This window comes from Roseibium sp. M-1 (assembly GCF_054515675.1).
Window position 1 is genome coordinate 2,169,363 of the sequence record NZ_CM137257.1, and the last position, 18,543, is coordinate 2,187,905.

At 61.5% G+C, this 18,543-nt stretch carries 18 protein-coding genes; 10 read left to right on the top strand and 8 right to left on the bottom strand.

The genetic code is table 11. The annotated features are described in order from the left end of the window. Positions 1–271: 271 nt before the first annotated feature. The 8 genes from urtA to ACX3M4_RS09855 all read left to right on the top strand — a co-directional run bounded on the left by urtA (position 272) and on the right by ACX3M4_RS09855 (position 10,195). On the top strand, positions 272–1,558 hold the full coding sequence (gene urtA / locus ACX3M4_RS09820; RefSeq protein ID WP_459358398.1) for an urea ABC transporter substrate-binding protein: 1,287 nt from the start codon (positions 272–274) through the stop codon (positions 1,556–1,558). A gap of 241 nt (positions 1,559–1,799) precedes the next feature. Next, the gene (gene urtB / locus ACX3M4_RS09825; RefSeq protein WP_459358399.1) at positions 1,800–3,422 is read left to right on the top strand and encodes an urea ABC transporter permease subunit UrtB; all 1,623 of its coding nucleotides are present in this window, start codon (positions 1,800–1,802) and stop codon (positions 3,420–3,422) included. Further along, entirely contained in the window at positions 3,419–4,672 is a 1,254-nt protein-coding gene (gene urtC / locus ACX3M4_RS09830) for an urea ABC transporter permease subunit UrtC (RefSeq protein WP_459358400.1), read from the top strand. The genes urtB and urtC overlap by 4 nt, the downstream gene beginning before the upstream one ends. 4 nt (positions 4,673–4,676) lie before the next feature. Beyond that, on the top strand, positions 4,677–5,423 hold the full coding sequence (urtD, locus tag ACX3M4_RS09835; protein WP_459358401.1) for an urea ABC transporter ATP-binding protein UrtD: 747 nt from the start codon (positions 4,677–4,679) through the stop codon (positions 5,421–5,423). A gap of 63 nt (positions 5,424–5,486) precedes the next feature. Beyond that, positions 5,487–6,182, top strand: a complete 696-nt coding sequence (urtE, locus tag ACX3M4_RS09840; protein ID WP_459358402.1) for an urea ABC transporter ATP-binding subunit UrtE — start codon at positions 5,487–5,489, stop codon at positions 6,180–6,182. Between the two features lie 240 nt (positions 6,183–6,422). Further along, a complete protein-coding gene (locus ACX3M4_RS09845) occupies positions 6,423–7,712 on the top strand; it encodes an ArgE/DapE family deacylase (protein ID WP_459358403.1) in 1,290 nt (429 codons plus the stop codon). Positions 7,713–7,864: 152 nt separating this feature from the next. After that, positions 7,865–9,172, top strand: coding sequence for a UDP-glucose dehydrogenase family protein (locus tag ACX3M4_RS09850; protein WP_459358404.1), 1,308 nt, complete (start codon positions 7,865–7,867; stop codon positions 9,170–9,172). A gap of 270 nt (positions 9,173–9,442) precedes the next feature. Then, positions 9,443–10,195 (top strand): sugar transferase, encoded by a 753-nt coding sequence (locus ACX3M4_RS09855; protein ID WP_459358405.1) that lies wholly within the window; start codon positions 9,443–9,445, stop codon positions 10,193–10,195. Between the two features lie 21 nt (positions 10,196–10,216). Here the strand turns inward: ACX3M4_RS09855 and aroQ are convergent, their stop codons facing one another. Continuing rightward, positions 10,217–10,660, bottom strand: a complete 444-nt coding sequence (aroQ, locus tag ACX3M4_RS09860; RefSeq protein WP_459358406.1) for a type II 3-dehydroquinate dehydratase — start codon at positions 10,658–10,660, stop codon at positions 10,217–10,219. Between the two features lie 255 nt (positions 10,661–10,915). Between aroQ and ACX3M4_RS09865 the strand changes: the two genes are divergently transcribed. Continuing rightward, positions 10,916–11,152, top strand: a complete 237-nt coding sequence (locus tag ACX3M4_RS09865; RefSeq protein WP_459358407.1) for a hypothetical protein — start codon at positions 10,916–10,918, stop codon at positions 11,150–11,152. Positions 11,153–11,176: 24 nt separating this feature from the next. Here the strand turns inward: ACX3M4_RS09865 and ACX3M4_RS09870 are convergent, their stop codons facing one another. Next, complete coding sequence (locus ACX3M4_RS09870; protein WP_459358408.1) at positions 11,177–11,707, bottom strand: response regulator; 531 nt, start codon at positions 11,705–11,707, stop codon at positions 11,177–11,179. A 285-nt stretch (positions 11,708–11,992) separates the two neighbouring features. Here ACX3M4_RS09870 and ACX3M4_RS09875 point away from each other — a divergent pair, with 285 nt between their 5' ends. Next, the gene (locus ACX3M4_RS09875) at positions 11,993–12,178 is read left to right on the top strand and encodes a hypothetical protein (RefSeq protein ID WP_459358409.1); all 186 of its coding nucleotides are present in this window, start codon (positions 11,993–11,995) and stop codon (positions 12,176–12,178) included. A gap of 137 nt (positions 12,179–12,315) precedes the next feature. Here ACX3M4_RS09875 and ACX3M4_RS09880 read toward each other — a convergent pair whose 3' ends face one another. From ACX3M4_RS09880 to ccoP, 6 genes are all read right to left on the bottom strand, one after another. After that, positions 12,316–12,987, bottom strand: coding sequence for a class I SAM-dependent methyltransferase (locus tag ACX3M4_RS09880; RefSeq protein ID WP_459358410.1), 672 nt, complete (start codon positions 12,985–12,987; stop codon positions 12,316–12,318). A gap of 74 nt (positions 12,988–13,061) precedes the next feature. Further along, a complete protein-coding gene (gene ccoS / locus ACX3M4_RS09885; protein ID WP_459358411.1) occupies positions 13,062–13,214 on the bottom strand; it encodes a cbb3-type cytochrome oxidase assembly protein CcoS in 153 nt (50 codons plus the stop codon). A gap of 3 nt (positions 13,215–13,217) precedes the next feature. Further along, positions 13,218–15,494: a heavy metal translocating P-type ATPase gene (locus ACX3M4_RS09890; RefSeq protein WP_459358412.1), complete on the bottom strand. Its 2,277-nt coding sequence runs from the start codon at positions 15,492–15,494 to the stop codon at positions 13,218–13,220. Positions 15,495–15,504: 10 nt separating this feature from the next. Further along, positions 15,505–16,017 carry a FixH family protein gene (locus ACX3M4_RS09895; RefSeq protein ID WP_459358413.1) on the bottom strand — a complete coding sequence of 171 codons (513 nt, stop codon included), beginning with the start codon at positions 16,015–16,017 and terminating at the stop codon, positions 15,505–15,507. Positions 16,018–16,027: 10 nt separating this feature from the next. Next, positions 16,028–17,491, bottom strand: coding sequence for a cytochrome c oxidase accessory protein CcoG (gene ccoG, locus ACX3M4_RS09900; RefSeq protein ID WP_459358414.1), 1,464 nt, complete (start codon positions 17,489–17,491; stop codon positions 16,028–16,030). A 170-nt stretch (positions 17,492–17,661) separates the two neighbouring features. Continuing rightward, on the bottom strand, positions 17,662–18,540 hold the full coding sequence (gene ccoP, locus ACX3M4_RS09905) for a cytochrome-c oxidase, cbb3-type subunit III (protein WP_459358415.1): 879 nt from the start codon (positions 18,538–18,540) through the stop codon (positions 17,662–17,664). Positions 18,541–18,543 lie beyond the last annotated feature (3 nt).

Below are 18,543 nucleotides of genomic sequence, written 5' to 3' on the forward strand. Positions count from 1 at the left end.
AACTCCTAGGCACACGCCTATTTTTTCGGCAAACGCCGTCTCTCATTGCCCGATTTTCCGCCCCGTTTCTTTGTTCAGCCCATCTTCCCAGCAGGTTTCGTGCCGGGATGGCCCTTGGGGCGCAAAAACGGGCCTGCAAGCCGGTTACGTCAATTGACGTATGTTGCAGTGCGACAGTTCCAGCGCACGATCCTTTCCCGACAGCGGCACACCTTCCAGCCGCCAATCACCGGCGTGGGAACCGGTGACGTCAGTGAAAAGGGGAACATCCATGAAAAAGACATTCACCAAACTCGCGCTTGCAGGCCTGATGGCCTCCACGATTGCCGGGGGCGCTTTCGCCCAGGAAGAGACGATCAAGGTCGGTATCCTGCATTCGCTCTCCGGCACGATGGCAATTTCCGAGACCACGCTGAAAGACGCCATGCTGATGCTCATCGACGAGCAGAACAAGAAAGGCGGCCTTCTCGGCAAGAAACTTGAAGCGGTCGTCGTCGACCCGGCTTCCGACTGGCCGCTCTTTGCCGAAAAGGCGCGCGAGCTGATCGAAGTCAACGGCGTGGACGCCGTTTTCGGCTGCTGGACCTCCGTGTCGCGCAAATCAGTTCTGCCGGTCTTTGAAGAGCTGAACTCGCTGCTCTTCTATCCGGTCCAGTACGAAGGCGAAGAAAGCCAGCGCAACGTCTTCTATACCGGTGCTGCGCCAAACCAGCAGGCCATCCCGGCCGTCGACTACCTGATGAACGAGGAAGGCGTCGAGCGCTGGGTCCTGGCCGGCACCGACTATGTCTATCCGCGCACGACCAACAAGATCCTTGAAGCCTACCTCAAGGCCAAGGGCGTTGCCGAAGAAGACATCATGATCAACTACACGCCGTTCGGTCATTCCGACTGGCAGACGATCGTGTCCGACATCAAGGCCTTCGGTTCCGCCGGCAAGAAGACTGCCGTGGTCTCCACCATCAACGGCGATGCCAACGTGCCCTTCTACAAGGAACTCGGCAACGCCGGCATCAAGGCCGAAGACATTCCGGTCGTTGCCTTCTCCGTCGGTGAAGAAGAGCTGGCCGGTCTCGACACCGCACCGCTCGTCGGCCACCTCGCCGCCTGGAACTACTTCCAGTCCGCCGATACCGATGCCAATGCCGAGTTCATCGAAGCCTGGCATGCTTTCATCGGCGACGACAAGCGCGTGACCAACGATCCGATGGAAGCCCATTTCATCGGCTTCAACATGTGGGTCGAGGCCGTCAAGAAGGCCGGCACCACCGAGCCGGATGCGGTCATCGACGCCATTGTCGGCGTCTCCGTGCCGAACCTGACCGGCGGCTACTCCGCCATGATGCCGAACCACCACATTACCAAGCCGGTGCTGATCGGTGAAATCCAGGAAGACGGCCAGTTCGAGACCGTCTGGGAAACCTCCGGCCTCGTCGTCGGCGATGCCTGGTCCGACTACCTGGAAGGCTCGAAGGATCTGATCGCCGATTGGCGCGCGCCGCTTTCCTGCGGCAACTTCAACACCGCCACCGGCAAGTGCGGCGGCTCCGGGTCCTAAGGGAGGAGCGGAGTTGGGACGGGTCTTCCGAGACCCGTCCTCCTTCCCGGTCCTGCGGGACCGGGAGTTTGTCCGAGATGGAAGCCATTTCCACTCTCCACCTCATCCTGAGGAGGACCACTAGGTCCGTCTCGAAGGATGGGCGGCAAGCTCGGAAGCAAGTGGCCCATCCTTCGAGACGCCGTCACGCGGCTCCTCAGGATGAGGTCGAAAGTCGAAAGCCAAGAACGCTGGTGGACACATGTCCTTGAAGAGATCCCTTCTCCTGCTGCTTTGCCTGCTTAGTAGCCTTCTTGCCGGATCGGCCCTCGCCCAGAGCGACCCGGAAGCCCTGCGCCCGCTGATCAACGAACTCGCCAAGGGCAAGTACGACCAGACGGAAAAGCAGATCGGTGCACTTGCCGCAACCGGCGATCCGGTGGTCGCGCCAGCCCTGGAGGCTCTCAGCGACGGCGATCTTTATGTGCGCAAGGCGGATGGCGAGGTCTTCATCACCAAAAAGGCCGGCAAGGGCTTCGCCCTGATCGATCCGTTGACCATGGAAACGGTCGGCGAAGCCGGGAAGCGGGATGTCGAGAAGATCAAGGTCAACAACAAGCTGCGACGGGTGATCCGCTCCGCGCTTGGCTCACTCACCCTGATGGCACCCGATCCGAAGGTGCGAAGGGCGGCTGCGGAAGCGATCTTCAAGGCCAAGGATCCGGACAGCATCGAAGCCCTGGATGCGGCGATTGCCGCGGAGACCGATGACGGCGTGCGCACCGTGATGGAGGAGGCCCGTGCCGCTGCGGTGCTGAATTCCGGCATGGACGAGGCCGCGAAGCTCGACGCCGTCGCGACGCTCTCGAACATGGGCAACCGGAGTGCCCTTTCCCTGCTGATCGCAGTGCAATCCTCTTCCGACGGCCCGGTGCATGACGCGGCGACAAAGGCCGTTACCAAGATCGAGAAATCCATCGCCGCCTGGGATGCGGCGCAGAATGTCTGGTACGGCCTGTCGCTTGGCTCCGTGCTGCTGCTGGCCGCAATCGGCCTTGCCATCACCTTCGGCGTGATGGGCGTCATCAACATGGCCCATGGCGAGATGGTGATGATCGGGGCCTATGTGACCTTCGTGGTGCAGGAGTTCATCCGCACATCGGCACCGGGCCTTTTCGACTATTCGCTCTTCATCGCCCTGCCGCTGGCCTTCGCGACATCCGGTCTTGTCGGTATCGCCATCGAGCGCGGCGTCATCCGCTGGCTCTACGGACGTCCGCTGGAAACGCTGCTTGCCACCTGGGGCATCTCGCTGGTGCTGCAGCAGGCGGTGCGATCGATCTTCGGTCCGACCAACCGCGAGGTCGGCAACCCGGACTGGATGTCCGGCGCCTTCGAAATCGGCCAGATGACGATCACCTATAACCGCATGTGGATCATCGTCTTCGCCATGCTGGTCTTCGCCGGACTGATGCTGGTGCTGAAAAAGACACCCTTCGGGCTCTATACCCGTGCCGTCACCCAGAACCGGCGGATGGCCGCCTCCATGGGCATCCGTACTCCCTGGATCGACGCCCTCACCTTCGGCCTTGGCTCCGGCATTGCTGGGATTGCCGGTGTCGCGCTCTCCCAGATCGACAACGTCTCGCCGAACCTCGGTCAGGGCTACATCATCGACAGTTTCATGGTCGTGGTCTTTGGCGGTGTCGGCAATCTCTGGGGCACGCTGGTGGGCGCGATGACACTCGGTGTCGTCAACAAGTTCCTCGAGCCCTATGCCGGGGCGGTCCTCGGCAAGATCTTCGTGCTCGTCTTCATCATCCTCTTTATCCAGAAGCGTCCAAGGGGCCTGTTTGCCCTCAAGGGCCGGGCAGTCGAAGCATGATGACCTCCTTCCTCTTCCGCGCCATGGACGCCCGAGCCGGGATTTTCCTCGCCATCATGGCGGCTGCCATCATCCTTGTGCCTGCCGGAAACCTGCTGGTGCCCGAAGGTTCGCCCTTCCATGTGCCGACCTATGCGGTCACGCTGATGGGCAAGTACCTGACCTATGCCCTGCTCGCCCTGGCGGTGGATCTGGTCTGGGGCTATTGCGGCATTCTCTCGCTCGGCCATGCGGCGTTCTTCGCTCTCGGCGGCTATGCCATGGGCATGTATCTCATGCGACAGATCGGCAGCCGCGGCGTCTATGGCGATCCGATCCTGCCGGATTTCATGGTGTTCCTGAACTGGAAGGAACTGCCCTGGTACTGGCTCGGCTTCGACATGTTCTGGTTCGCGGCGCTGATGGTGGTGCTGGTGCCGGGACTGCTCGCCTTCATCTTCGGCTGGTTCGCCTTCCGCTCGCGCGTCACCGGCGTCTATCTCTCCATCATCACCCAGGCGCTGACCTATGCGCTGCTGCTTGCCTTCTTCCGCAACGACATGGGTTTTGGCGGCAACAACGGCCTGACCGATTTCAAGGACATTCTTGGCTTTGACATTCAGGCCGACACGACCCGCGCCGGCCTGTTTGCAGCCTCAGGCCTGGCGCTGGTCGTGTGTTTCCTCATCTGCCGGGCGCTGACTCGCTCCAAGCTTGGCAAGGTGCTGGTTGCGGTGCGTGACGCGGAAAGCCGCACACGCTTTCTCGGCTACCGGGTGGAGCACTACAAGCTCTTCGTCTGGACCCTGTCGGCGATGATGGCCGGCGTCGCCGGGGCGCTTTATGTACCGCAGGTCGGTATCATCAACCCGGGCGAGTTCGCCCCTGCCAACTCTATCGAGGTTGTGATCTGGGTGGCCGTCGGCGGCCGCGGGACGCTTGTCGGCGCCGTGCTCGGCGCGGTCCTGGTCAACTTCGCCAAGACCTGGTTCACCGCCGCCCTTCCCGATATCTGGCTCTTTGCGCTCGGCGGTCTCTTCGTGGTCGTCACCCTGTTCCTGCCGAAGGGTATCGTCGGCACGATTTCCCAGGGCTGGACGGCACTGCGCCAGCGCAAGATCTCGGCCGCCTACGAGGCTGGCTCCGACGAGCCGCCGAATGCGCCTCCGCAGTCTCCCGCCGCTACGGACAGAGTAGCACCGGCAAAAGCCGGCCGGACGTCATCCACCGCCTCGGCTCCCGTCGACGCCGAACCCCAGCCCGCGGAGTAGACCCATGGCGCGTTCCACCAGCCTTCTTTATCTCGACGGCGTGTCGGTCTCCTTCGACGGCTTCAAGGCGCTGAACGAGTTGTCGCTGACGATCGCACCCGGAGAGATGCGTGCCATCATCGGCCCGAACGGCGCCGGCAAGACCACGATGATGGACGTCATCACCGGCAAGACGCGACCGGATCGCGGCGAGGTCTATTTCAACGGCACCGTGGATCTTACCGGCGAGGACGAGGCCTCGATCGCAGAGCTCGGCATCGGCCGCAAATTCCAGAAACCGACGGTCTTCGAAAGCCACACGGTCTGGGACAATCTGGAACTGGCGCTGAAAGCGCCGCGCGGTCCTTTCGCAACACTGTTCCACGTCATTTCCGGCGGCGAAAAGAGACGGATCGAGTATCTTCTCGATCTGATCCGCCTCGGTTCCAAGCGAAGCGAGCTTGCCGCCAATCTCAGTCACGGACAGAAACAATGGCTGGAAATCGGCATGTTGCTGGCACAGGATCCGAAACTGCTTCTGGTGGACGAACCCGCTGCCGGCATGACGGATGCCGAAACGGCGGAAACCGCGGAATTACTGAAGGATATCGCCAATGATCACTCGGTCGTCGTGGTCGAACACGACATGGTGTTTGTGCGCTCCCTGGGCGTCAAGGTCACGGTTCTTCACGAAGGCTCGGTCCTGGCTGAAGGCTCCCTCGACCATGTCTCAGCCGACGAACGCGTCGTGGAAGTTTATCTCGGACGATGACTGGGACACCTGACTTCGCCTGGAAAACCACCCCAGAGAGCCTTGCTCGAAGAGACAGATGCCATGCTGCAAGTTGAAAACATCGACCTACACTATGGTGCCGCCCAGGCGCTGAAGAAAGTTTCGCTGACCGCCGAAGTCGGCAAGGTCACCTGCCTGATGGGCCGCAACGGCGTCGGCAAGACCTCGACGCTGCGCGCCGTTGCCGGTCAGCACGGCATCAGCGCGGGCAAGATCCTCTGGGACGGAGAAGACATCTCCTCGCTCGCTGCCCATGCCCGCGCCAAGAAGGGCATCGCCATCGTGCCGCAGGGGCGCGAGATCTTCCCGCTCCTGTCGGTCAAGGAGAACCTTGAAACCGGTTACGCACCGATCCCGCGCAAGGACCGGTTCATTCCGGACACGATCTTCGAACTTTTCCCGGTCCTGAAGGACATGCTGTCCCGCCGCGGCGGTGACCTTTCCGGCGGTCAGCAGCAGCAGCTTGCCATTGCCCGCGCCCTCGTCACCCGGCCGAAGCTTCTGGTCCTTGACGAGCCGACTGAAGGAATTCAGCCGTCGATCATCAAGGATATCGGCCGGGCGATTTCCTGGCTGCGCGATCAGGGCACCATGGCCATCGTTCTGGTGGAACAATATTTCGAATTCGCCCGGGACCTTGCCGACAACTACGCAGTCATGGACCGCGGCGAAGTGGTGCTTTCCGGCGCAGGTGCGGATCTTTCGGAGACGGAAGTGCGGCGTTATCTGACGGTGTAATGAAGCCGCCGAGCCCTTGATTCCACCTCCTCCTGAGGAGGACCGTCAGGTTCGTCTCGAAGGACGGGCCGCTTGTTCCAGAGCATGCCGCCTATCCTTCGAGACGCACGAAATCGCGCTCCTCTGGATGAGGGAAAGAGCGCGGCGAAACTTATCTAGCCAGCCCATTTGACGTCCGCTTTGCACTTGATAGGGTGCAGGCACTTCACCTGCCCTCTCTGTCACATCAGCCGGACCGTCATGTCAGAAACTCTCTCAAGCGCCGCCATTGCAGCGATCATCGGTGCCGTTGACGCGAAATTCGAAGACGAAGTCGCCTTTCTGCAGGAGATCGTCCGCGCCCCCTCCTTGCGCGGCGAGGAAGCCGGCGTTCAGAAAATCGTTGCCGGGGCGCTTGCCGGACGTGGCTATGAGGTCGAGACCTATCCGGTTGATGTCGCGGCCCTGAAACACCATCCGGCCTACTCACCAGCCACCATCGATTATACGGGCACCTTCAATGTCAGCGGCCGGAAACGGCCGTCATCACCCTCCGGCCGCTCGCTGATCCTCAACGCCCATGTCGATGTCGTCCCGACCGCCAATGCGGAAGCCTGGACCCATCCGCCCTTTGCCGCCATCCGCGAAGGTGACTGGCTGTTCGGCCGGGGCGCCGGTGACATGAAGGCGGGTCTTGCCGCCAATCTCTTCGCGGCCGACGCCATCGAGGCTGCGGGTTTCCGGCTTCAGGGGCCGCTGGAAATCCAGTCGGTCATCGACGAGGAGGTAACGGGCAACGGCACGGCTGCTGCCATCGCGCGGGGTGCGAACGCCGATGCAGTGCTCATTCCCGAACCGACGGACGAGGACGTTATCTGCGCCAATTCCGGGGTGATAAAGTTCAAGATCACCGTCCAGGGTGTCCCGGCCCATCCTCGTGAACCGGAGTCCGGCCTCAGTGCCATCGAAGCGGCATTCCTGGTGATCGCTGAGCTCAAGGCGCTTGAAGCGACCTGGAACGCGGAGAAGGCCAATCACTCAGGTTTCGAGGGATTGCGCAATCCGGCCAGCCTGAACATCGGCACGATCACGGGCGGCGAATGGCCGTCTTCCATCCCCTTTGAATGCATGTTCGAAGGCAGGATCGGCTTTTACCCCGGCGACGATCCGGCTGTGCGGATGACCGCATTCGAGGCAGTCCTCCAGGAACTTGGAACGCGCGATCCGCGCCTTGCAAAAGCCAATCCGCGCCTGGAGTGGGTCGGCACCTGTCAGGCGGGTTATCGCCTTGCGGCGGGAAGTGATGCCGAAACCGTCCTTGGGCAAGCTCATCAGGCCGCGACCGGACAGGACCTGAAGCGCTCCATCATGGCCTGTTATCTCGATGCGGCGCTCTACATCAATCACTCCGGTCTGACCGCCCTCACCTATGGCCCGGTCTCGAAGAACATCCACGGGATCAACGAATGCGTGAACCTGCCGTCGCTGAAACGGGTGACCCGTTCGATAGCCCTCTTCACCGCCGCCTGGTGCGGCATCGCGGCCAAATGACCGACAGGCTGGCGATTTGAGGTCATGCCAATTGATTGCTGCGGCGAAAGCCGGTACCAACGCGCACGAAATATCGTGCACGGCCCGGCGCAGCAAACAGGGCCGGATCGCCGTGAGCGGTCGGAGAATGATTTAGAGCTTTAGGACGTACCATGCGCGTTGCAATGATTGGAACCGGCTATGTCGGTCTGGTTTCCGGGACATGTTTTGCTGATTTCGGTCACGTGGTGACCTGCATCGATAAGGACGCGAGCAAGATCGACGCGCTCAACAACGGCCGCATTCCGATCTATGAGCCGGGCCTGCAGGATCTCGTTGCCAAGAACGTTGCCGAAGAACGGCTCTTCTTTTCGACCGACCCGACGGAAGCGATCCGTCAAGCGGACGCGGTTTTCATTGCGGTCGGCACACCGACCCGCCGCGGCGACGGCCACGCGGACCTTTCCTACGTCTATGCGGCCGCGGAAGAAATCGCCGGCCTGATCGAGGGCTTTACCGTCATCGTCACGAAGTCGACCGTTCCGGTCGGCACGGGCGACGAGGTCGAAGCGATCATTGCCAAGGCCAACCCGGACGCTAATTTTGCCGTCGTCTCCAATCCGGAGTTCCTGCGCGAAGGCGCAGCCATCAACGACTTCAAGCGACCGGACCGGGTTGTCGTCGGAACGGACAGCGATGAGGCGGTCGAGGTGATGAAGGAGCTCTACCGGCCGCTTTATCTCAACGAGACGCCGATCATCGTGACCCGCCGCCGCACGTCGGAGCTGATCAAGTACGCCGCCAACGCTTTCCTCGCGGTCAAGATCACTTTCATCAACGAGATTGCCGATCTGTGCGAGAAGGTCGGGGCGAATGTGCAGGAAGTCTCCCGCGGCATCGGCCTCGACAACCGCATCGGCAACAAGTTTCTGCATGCAGGCCCGGGTTATGGCGGTTCCTGTTTCCCGAAGGATACGCTGGCATTGTCGAAGATTGCCGCGGAAGCCAACTCGAGCCTGAAAATCGTCGACAGCGTGATTGAGGTGAACGCGGCCCGCAAGAAGCGGATGGCCGACAAGGTCATCGACTTCATGGGCGGCGACGTTGCCGGGAAGACCATCGCCCTGCTGGGTCTCGCCTTCAAACCCAACACGGACGACATGCGCGATGCGCCGAGCCTCGACATCGTGGCCAAGCTCCAGGAAGCGGGTGCAAAGATCCGCGCCTATGATCCGGCAAGCATGGAAGAAGCCACGAAGCTGATGTCGGACGTTCTCTTCTGCGACGGGCCCTACCACGCCATCGAAAATGCAGACGTGGTTGTAATCGTCACGGAGTGGGACCAGTTCCGCGCGCTCGATCTGGACCGGGTCAAATCGCTTGTGAAAGCGCCGAAGGTCGTCGACCTGCGCAACATCTACAAGCCCGACTACATGCAGGCCCACGGTTTCGACTACACCAGCGTCGGCCGCAGCTACTGACGCAGCACTTCGGCGATTGCCTGAATTTTATAGCGCCGGGTTCCGCGGAACCCGGCGATTTCGTTTCAATCTTACGAAAATTTCATATCACATTTGCACTTTGGATTATTGCTACCGCACCGTCAGCATGGTAACCAAATCCTTAACGGATAAGAATTTTCCGTTTTCTGTTAACCAAATATTAACGATGTCATAGCGCTTGCGGCCGCAGCCTTATAGGATGCTTTCGCACGCCAACTAGTTGCGCGTACCGGTTTGAGGCTGGCAATCTTGGCAGACGAAACAGTTTCATACGAAGCAGAAGATCACGTCCGCGATACAATGAATATCGCCGGCTTCGTGACCTGGGGACGCCGGGATAGCCGATCCGGCACAGCGATGCGGCCTCACGGGACCAACGGGTCTCTGGTGGCCGGGACAATCAACAGCGGCCTGAAAAAGCTGCTCGACCTGACAGGCGCAACTGCCGGCCTGATCCTGCTGTTTCCCCTCTTCGTTGCAATAGCGGTTGCAATCAAGCTGACCAGCCGGGGTCCGGTCTTTTTCCGGCAAGCCCGCTACGGCCTGAACGGGGCGCCTTTCGAAGTGCTCAAGTTCCGGACCATGCACAACGACTTGTGCGACAGGTCCGGCGTCAGCCAGACCGTTGAAAACGACCCGCGCGTGACCTTTGTCGGCGCATTCCTGCGCAAGAGCAATTTCGACGAGCTGCCGCAACTGATCAACGTATTGCGGGGCGACATGTCGCTGGTCGGGCCGCGCCCGCATGTGCCGGGAATGCTCGCGGCGGGCATGCCCTACGAGGTTTTCGATCCCCGCTACATGGACCGGCACCGGGTATTGCCCGGCATCACCGGCCTCGCACAGGTCAACGGTTTCCGCGGCGAAACGCGGGAGGCCTACGCAGCCCGCATGCGCCTGGAGCACGATCTTGCCTATGTCCGGCAGCACTCCGTCGTGCTGGACGTGAAGATCCTCTTTGTCACCGTCGTGAAGGAATTCTTCAGCGGCAACGGCTACTGAACCGGCGGCTTTTCCGCCGTCTCAGCCCGAGCTGCACAGCGTCGCCATGCGCTGCAGCGCAAGAAGATATCCTTCGACGCCGCAGCCGGCGATCACCGCATCCGCCCGCGCCGACACATAGGAATGGTGCCGGAAGCTCTCGCGCCTGTGGATATTGGAGATATGGACCTCGATCACGGGACAGGTGCAGGCGCTGAGGGCGTCCAGGATCGCGATCGACGTGTGCGTATAGGCAGCAGGGTTGATGATGATGCCGGCGGCAGCCTCGCGGGCCTCGTGGATCCAGTCGATCAGGTCATGTTCGGCATTGCTCTGGCGGAACACGATCTCCAGCCCCACCCGCTCGCCAAGCAGCTCGCACATCTGGCGCACGTCTTCCAATGTCTGCGACCCGTAGATCTCCGGCTCCCGCTTGCCGAGAAGATTGAGATTCGGTCCATTCAGGACATAGATGATTTTGGCCATGCTCTACCACTTTAAGGTCGATCGGCTTTTGTCGGTTCAACCGGTTCCGGTTGATCGGCCGCAGATCTTAATTACCCCGGCAGCATGCCCCGGCCTGCGGATTTTTGCCAAGAAATTCGCTGCCTTGCGGGAAAAGCTTGTGGACGGTTTTCGAATGCCCTAGAAGCGCATTCGCACGCACTTGCACTGACCGGGCTTACGCATTATTAACTATAAAACTCCAGTGTGAGACAACATTCGGCTCTACGGGAAATCATGATAAAGCTGCGCGAACGGCTAGACACATTCGAAGCTTTGATGGCGGCCATCGAAGGCTATCATCACCTGCCGATCGACGTACTTTCCCAATTTCTGCTGGATCACTACACTGTCGATCTGGACGTGCTCGCCCAGTTTGCCGAAGCCGCGGAAGCCAAGTCCGCGCAGGGCGCCCAGGGCGCCCAGTCTTTTCAGACCGCTCCTGCAGCGCAGGCAGCCCAGTCCGCAGCCTGATATTTTCCTGAAGATCCGCGGCGCTTAACCGATTGCGGTGACGTTTTCTTCGCCACCACCGTTCGAACCTGGCGGCTGTCCTGGCCCGCCTTGCCAGATTTTCTGGCGGTTGCGGATTTCGCGCGGGGCCGGCCCGAAATAGGTCGCGGTCTTGATGAAATCGCGCGGATGCAGGATCACGCTCGATACCCGCTGGTAAAGCGCCTTGGCGGAAATCGGCTTCGACAGCAGTTCGTGCACACCGAGACGGCGAGCTTCCACGATACGGCTGCGCTCCGTATGTGCCGTCACCATGATAATCGGAATATAGGCAAAGGGATTGTTCGGGCTGCGGATCATGCGCACCATGTCGGCGCCGTCCAGGATCGGCATCACCCAATCCAGAATGAGGATATCCGGGTTCGCCCGGTCCATGGCCTCAAGGCCGGACGCGCCATCTTCCGCCTCGACAATGCGCCGCGCGCCGAAGCCCTGCAGCATGGTGCGCAGGATCGTCCGCATATAGGCACTGTCTTCGACCAGCAAGAATGTCAGCGAGGCAAGATCAAGGCTCACCTAGTCCTCCATGTTTGGACCCAGTCTTGACAGGAAAGTCTGAACAATGAGTTAGCCGCGGTTACCCCGTCGGACGCATACACTCACCAGCACAACCAGTAGCACTGCAGCAGCACACCCACGCCTGCAACCTGAAATCTTCAAAATAGGCTAGGAATACAAGAAGAGATTTCACCCCTTGGTAATATTGCGGCGAATTAATCTTTTGGCTCGAGCCATGTTAACGGGACTTTCAAAACTCCGGCGCCATGGTTGCGGCACGAAATTGAACCTTATGAGAAGCCCTTGCCGACGATTGTAAGAACCATGTCCCGGGACCAAGACCCTTTCGGAGAAGACGACGCGCTCTCCTTTGAGCACCAGCCGTCCGACCCCGGCTCAAACGGAACTCTGCGGGACAATCTGCTGCTTCTGGCCGGAATCGGCCTGGTGCTGCTTGCCACCGGCATGGCACTTGCCAACGTCCTTTAGAGCACGTCGCGAAGAAGTGGGTTCCGGTTTTTCGCCAAAAGACGTGCGTCCAGAACGAGATAAAGCGGGTCACGTGAATTCAAATGAACGCGACACGCATTGGCATCCGGCGCTTCTGCGCCGGATGACGCCTCGCCTTATCCTGCCACAGGCCGTCTTGCGCTGAAGAGCGCGACACATCCGATCCGCTCGATCTCCACTTCGCCAAAGCGTTTTTCAAGTTCCAGCCGCAAGGAGGCTTCGGTGTCCTGCTCGTTAGAGAAGACACCCTTGGCGTTATAGATCTGCATGAGCTTGCGCGCGGCCGCCGATCGGGGGGCGTCGCCTTGCAGGATCGTCGCGCCGAAGACCGTGCCGTCTTCCGCCAGATGCGGTCGCAGATGGTCGAAGAGGCAAGCCTTGTCAGTCATCGTTCCGGGCAGGCAGTGGAGTACATAGTTCAGCGCGATGGAGCCGAACCGGCCGAGTGTCGCCGGCCAGGGCACCAGTGCATCGGCCTGCACCTTGGCGGGCCGGTAACGTTCGATCCGGCCGGCCGCCTTGTCCAGGCACAGCGGGTTCGGATCCATCAGCGTGATCTTCGGCTTGGCGACAGGAAACGTGGCCTTGTCGAGGAAATAGCCGGTGCCGACACCGATATCGAGGTGACCTTCCGCAAGGTGCCGGTCGTACAGCGACACCATGTGCCGGCTGGGGCAACGCCACAGAAAACGGTTGGAGAAACCAAGCACCAGCGCATCGTAGATGGCCAGGGACTTCGCCGAATAGATCGCGTAGCCCGGCTTGTGCGCCTCCGGAAACTGCTCCATGCCGCCTGCTCTCCCGTTGCTGTCACAGGCGAACGTGGCTAGGCTTCCCTCGTAAACTTGTCAAGGAAGACGCCCTACCTGTCCGGCAGATCGTCGTCATCCAGGATGCGCCATTTCGCGCCTTCCAGATCGTCATACTGACCGCTCTTGAGCGACCACAAAAAGGCACCGAGCCCCAGGGCTCCCAGCAGCAGTGCAATCGGTATCAGATAGATCAGAACGTCCATGGCCTATCCCCGCACCGGTTCGTCGATACTGGACCGCGCTGCCTTGCGGGCATCTGCACCGTTAGCGGTGTCGGGGCCGGGACTGGCCGATGCGTCGCCCCAGCGCAGTTTGAGCGCATTTGCCGTGACGGCCAGAGATGATGCCGACATGGCAACGGCCGCCATTAATGGCGTCACGAAGCCGGCAACGGCGATCGGGACCGCAATGACGTTGTAGAGCGCGGATATCCAGAGGTTCTGCTCGATAGCCGCACGCGCCCGTTTCGAGATATGCAGCGCATCGACAACCGGCTGCAGCTTCTCTCCCAGGAAAACCGCGTCGGCGGCCGCCTGGCTGAGATGGACGGCGGAAACCGGCGACAGCGACACATGCGCCCCGGCCAGGGCCGGCGCGTCGTTCAGCCCGTCGCCGACCATCAGCACCTTGCGGCCCTCGGCCTGCAGCGCTTCCAGCCGGGCAATCTTCTGCGCCGGCTTCATGCCGGCCTGCCAGTCGGCAATGCCGAGGGCGGCGGCGCAATCGCGAACCGCAGGTTCGGTGTCGCCGGAGAGGATTTCCAGCCGGTACCCGGTTGCCTTCAGCCGGTCGATGACGGCGCGTGCATCCGGCCGCAGACGCTGGCGGAAAGCAAGCAGGCGAGCCGGAGCATCGCCAAGACGGACGGCAAGAAGGGAGACGCCGGGATAGTCGGCAAGAACCTGTGCGATCTCGACTTCGGACGCCCCGCAGAAGTGCGGGCTGCCGAGCCGGAACACTTTGCCGTCGACGTCGGTCTCCAGACCCATGCCGGGGACTTCCGTCACCTCCGGCAGCGGCTGGATGGCACCTGTCGCCTTGACGAGCGCCGCCGACAGCGGATGGCGGCTAGCCAGCGCCAGGCGACCGGACAGGGCGAGCATGCTGTCTGCCGGATCGATCCTGCTGCACAGGTCCGGTTCGGCGAGCGTCAAGGTGCCGGTCTTGTCGAATAGGATCGTATCGGCATCCGAGAGGCGTTCGATGGTATCGCCGGAATTGAGGAGGACACCGCGCCGGAAAAGCTGACCGGAGGCCACCACCTGGACCGCCGGTACGGCAAGTCCGAGCGCGCAGGGGCAGGTGATGATGAGAACGGAAATGGAAATGACGAGCGAGGGCTGCCAATTGAGACCCGCCATCAGCCAGCCGAGAAACGTCAACCCGGCCGCGCCATGCACCAATGGTGCGTAGAGACGGGCGGCCCGGTCGGCGAGGCGCACGTATTTGGATTTGGCCTGGGACGCGGCCTCCAGCAGCCGGTTGACCTCATCGAGCAGCGTTGCCCCCGACGCGGCCTCGACGCGCACCTGCAGCGCCCCTGCCCCGTTCAGCGTCCCGGCATAGACCCGCTGACCGGGCTTGACCGGCACCAGGATGCTCTCGCCGGTCACAAGGCTCTGATCGATCTCGGAGCTGCCCGTCTTGACCACACCGTCGACCGGGACGCGCTCGCCGCCGGAGACAAGCACGAGGTCGCCTGCCGCGATCTTCGAAAGCGGCACCTCGCGCACGTTTCCGTCCGGATTGATGCGCGCGGCGACTTCCGCCTTCAGGGCAGCGATGTTCTCGGCGAAGGATCGCGTGCGGCCCTTCATGTTGTGATCGAGATACCGTCCGACCAGCAGGAAGAACAGCAGCATGACCGCGGATTCGAAATAGACGTGATGCTGGTGCTGCACGGTCTGGACAATGGACAGCGCCACCGCCAGGGTCACGCCGATGACAATCGGCACATCCATGTTAAGCCGGCCTGCGACGAGTGCGTTGAAGGCACTGCGGAAAAAGGGGCGGCCTGCATAGGCAACCGTCGGCAGCGCGATCAGGGCCGACAGCCAGTGAAAGAAGTCGCGCGTTTCCGGCGTGATGTCGGTGGCATTGCCCGACCAGACGGAGACCGACAGCAGCATGATGTTCATGCCCGAAAAGCCGGCAACGGCGAGACAGCGCAGCAGTTCCTTTCCCGTGCGGTCCTGGCGCGCCTTCTGACTGGCAGGGTCGAAAGGATGGGCCGTGTAACCCAGCCGGGCGAGTTCCGAGACGATTTCGTCAGCGCCGGTCTCGTCCTCCACCCAGTCGACGGCGAGGCGCTGGCTGGTCAGGTTCACCCGGGCGGTCCGGATGCCGGGAAGCTTTCTGAGGCCCCTTTCGATCTCGCCCATGCAGGCAGCACAGGTGATGCCGTCGACAGCGAGATCCATGTGGACCGCGCCATCCTTGCCTTCTGTAACAAATGCCTGCCAGTCGCGCTGATGCCTTGTCACGGTTGTAGACCTAGTCCTTCAGGAAGATCCGGTTCTCGGAGCGGAACTTGCGGGTCCCGTCCTGTTCGATTTCCAGGATGAGCGTCCAGTTGCCGTCGGCAACCGTTTCCACGTTGCCGACATAGCGCCCGCCGCCGTCGGCGGCGAAGGCCACTTCGACATCTGTGCCGTCATGCACCGGGTTACGCAGCAGGGCACGCAGCGTCACGCCAAAAAGCGGCGTTCCGCCGGCGTCAGTTGCGGTGACGATGAGCTTGCCGCCCTCGTCCGCGGTACGGACGAAATCCGTCGAGACCTGCCAGTTCAGCTCCGCCTGCACCTTGGCCGCGGCAATCTCGCTGTTATAAGCCTGTCCGGCCTCGTAGGAGCTTTCCACCACCACGCCCGGGAAAGACCCGAGCGCGAGATAGATGAACACCGCATTGGCCGCGAACACCACGGCGAAGAAGCCGAGAAGCCAGGCCAGAACCGTCCTGCCGGTGATCGCCTTGGGGTCTTTCATGTTGGATTGAACCATCGACATCCGTTGCTCCTCAAGGCTTTTCCGGTGCTTTGAACGTGTCTTTTGCCGTGACCACCTCACCCATCACGCTTTCGGTGATACGGAAGGTGACCGGCGTCGAATGCGGCATGTGCTCCCAGGGGGGAGAGGTGACCAGGATGCGCACCTCCCGCGTCGTGTCCGAACCGACGGAGATGATCGGCCGCCCGGCAAAGGTGTCTTCCACGCCGACAGCCTCGACCAGCGAGTTCGGGGGCATTCCTTCCACGTGCAGCATGAAGGACCGCTCGTGGCGGCGCTTGTTGGAGAGGCGCACCGTATAACCGTTGCGCACCGAACCGTCGGACTGCTCGACGAAAACCGGGTTGCGGTCATGCAGCACGCTGATATCGGCAAAGTCGCGGTTCACAAGCGTGAACAGCATGATGGCACAGACAACGGCAATGATGGCCACATAGATGACCGTGCGCACGCGCACGATCTCGTAGACCGGCTCCTTGCCCTCAAGCCGGCGCTCGATGTTCTCGTCCGTGTCGTAGGCAATCAGCCCTTTCGGCTTGCCGATCTTGGTCATGACATTGTCGCAGGCATCGATGCACAGGCCGCACTGGATGCAGTCGAGCTGCATGCCCTTGCGGATGTCGACACCGGTCGGGCAGACCTGGAAACACTGGTAGCAATCGACGCAGTCGCCCGCAGGCAGCCCCTGGTCAGCCAGCTTCCTGTTCTGCTTCAGGGAACCGCGCGGTTCACCCCGGTCCCAGCGATAGGTGACGTTGAGCGCCTTCTCGTCGGTCATCGCCGCCTGGATGCGCGGCCACGGGCACATGTAGATGCACACCTGTTCGCGCATGAAACCGGCCAGCAGATAGGTCGTCGTCGTCAGAATGGCGATCCAGGTATAGGCGATCATCGGCGCCTGGAAGGTCAGGAGCTGCCAGACCAGCGTCGGCGCATCGTTGAAGTAGAGCACCCAGGCCCCGCCGGTCCACCAGGCGATCATCAGCCAGAAGAAGTGCTTGGTGGCGCGTTTGCCGACCTTGCCGAAGGTCCAGGGTTCCTTGTCGAGCGCGATGCGCTCACGCCGGTCGCCCTCGATCTTGCGCTCCACCCAGAGGAAGAGGTCCGTCCAGACGGTCTGCGGGCAGAGATAGCCGCACCACACGCGCCCTGCGACCGCGTTCATGAGAAAGAGCGCGAGCGCCGCGATGATGAGGAGGCCCGTGAGATAATAGACCTCTTGCGGCCAGATCTCGATGAAGAAGAAATAGCCCCGCCGGCCTTCCATATCGACCAGGACCGCCTGTCCCGGCGCGTCCGGCCCGCGGTCATAGCGGATGAAGGGCAGGAAATAATAGATGCCAAGGGTGATGAAGAGCAGCGTCCACTTGATCCTGCGAAACAGGCCGTGGGTTGCCATCGGATAGATCTTCTTGGCCGACGCGAACCATTCCTCGGGTTGCGCGCCCTCGTTCGTCTCGGTGTCCGCAGACATACCGTCCGTCCTTTTAAACGCGATCCCGCCCCAATGGGATCTTCGACAAAGTCTTCGCCGCTAACCGATAGCAGCGTCATCATAAAATAAACCGGCGCAAAGCGTCATACTTTGCGCCGGATCAAATTGCTAAGGTTTTCCGGCACATTTGTCGCACCGGCGTCCCCCGATTACTGACCACCGCCGAAGGAGTGGACATAGACGGTCAGCGACTTGAGGGTCGCCGGGTCCAGGCGATCCACCCAGGCCGGCATCACGCCGTTGCGCGGGTTGCTGACCTGCGCCTTGATGGCGTCCAGCGATTTGCCGTAGAGGTAGTTGGCGGACAGCAGGCTCGGCGCACCGACTTCCTGGATGCCTTTCAGGTCTTCGCCGTGGCAAGAGGAGCAGTTGTCGTTATAGACGGACTGTCCGGCTTCCAGGTCGGCGCCCTCTTCCGTTTCCGCCCCGGCGCGGGAGGCAACGAAATTGGAGACCTGATCGATTTCCTCGCGGCTCAGGAGCTCGTCGCGGCCGAAGGCCGGCATTTCGCCGATACGGGCGTCGTCATGGCCCGAACGGATGCCGTATTCGAGGGTGGTGTGGATGTCATCCAGCGTACCGCCCCAGATCCAGGTGTCGTCCTGCAGGCTCGGATAGCCTTCCGCGCCAGTGCCGCCGCTGCCGTGGCAGGGAGCGCAGTTGTCGCCGAAGGCCGCCTGACCGGCCGCCTGCGCGAACGGCAGGAGTTCCGGACTGGTGGAGATTTCCTCCAGAGACGCCGCCACGATCTTGTCGGCGGTGCCCGACCTGTCGGCAATGCCCTTGTCGTAGGCGGCGATCGCCTCCTGACGCTGGTTGGCACCCAGCACACCCGTCGTGTAGCTGGAGATCAGCGGCCAGGACGGATAGAGCACCCAGTAGATCACGGCCCAGACAATGGTGGCATAGAAGAGATAGAGCCACCATTTCGGCAGGGGGTTGTTGAGTTCCTTCAGGCCGTCCCATTCGTGGCCGGTTGTTTCGACCCCGGAGATCTGGTCGACTTCCTTGTTGTGTATGTCTGCCATGGA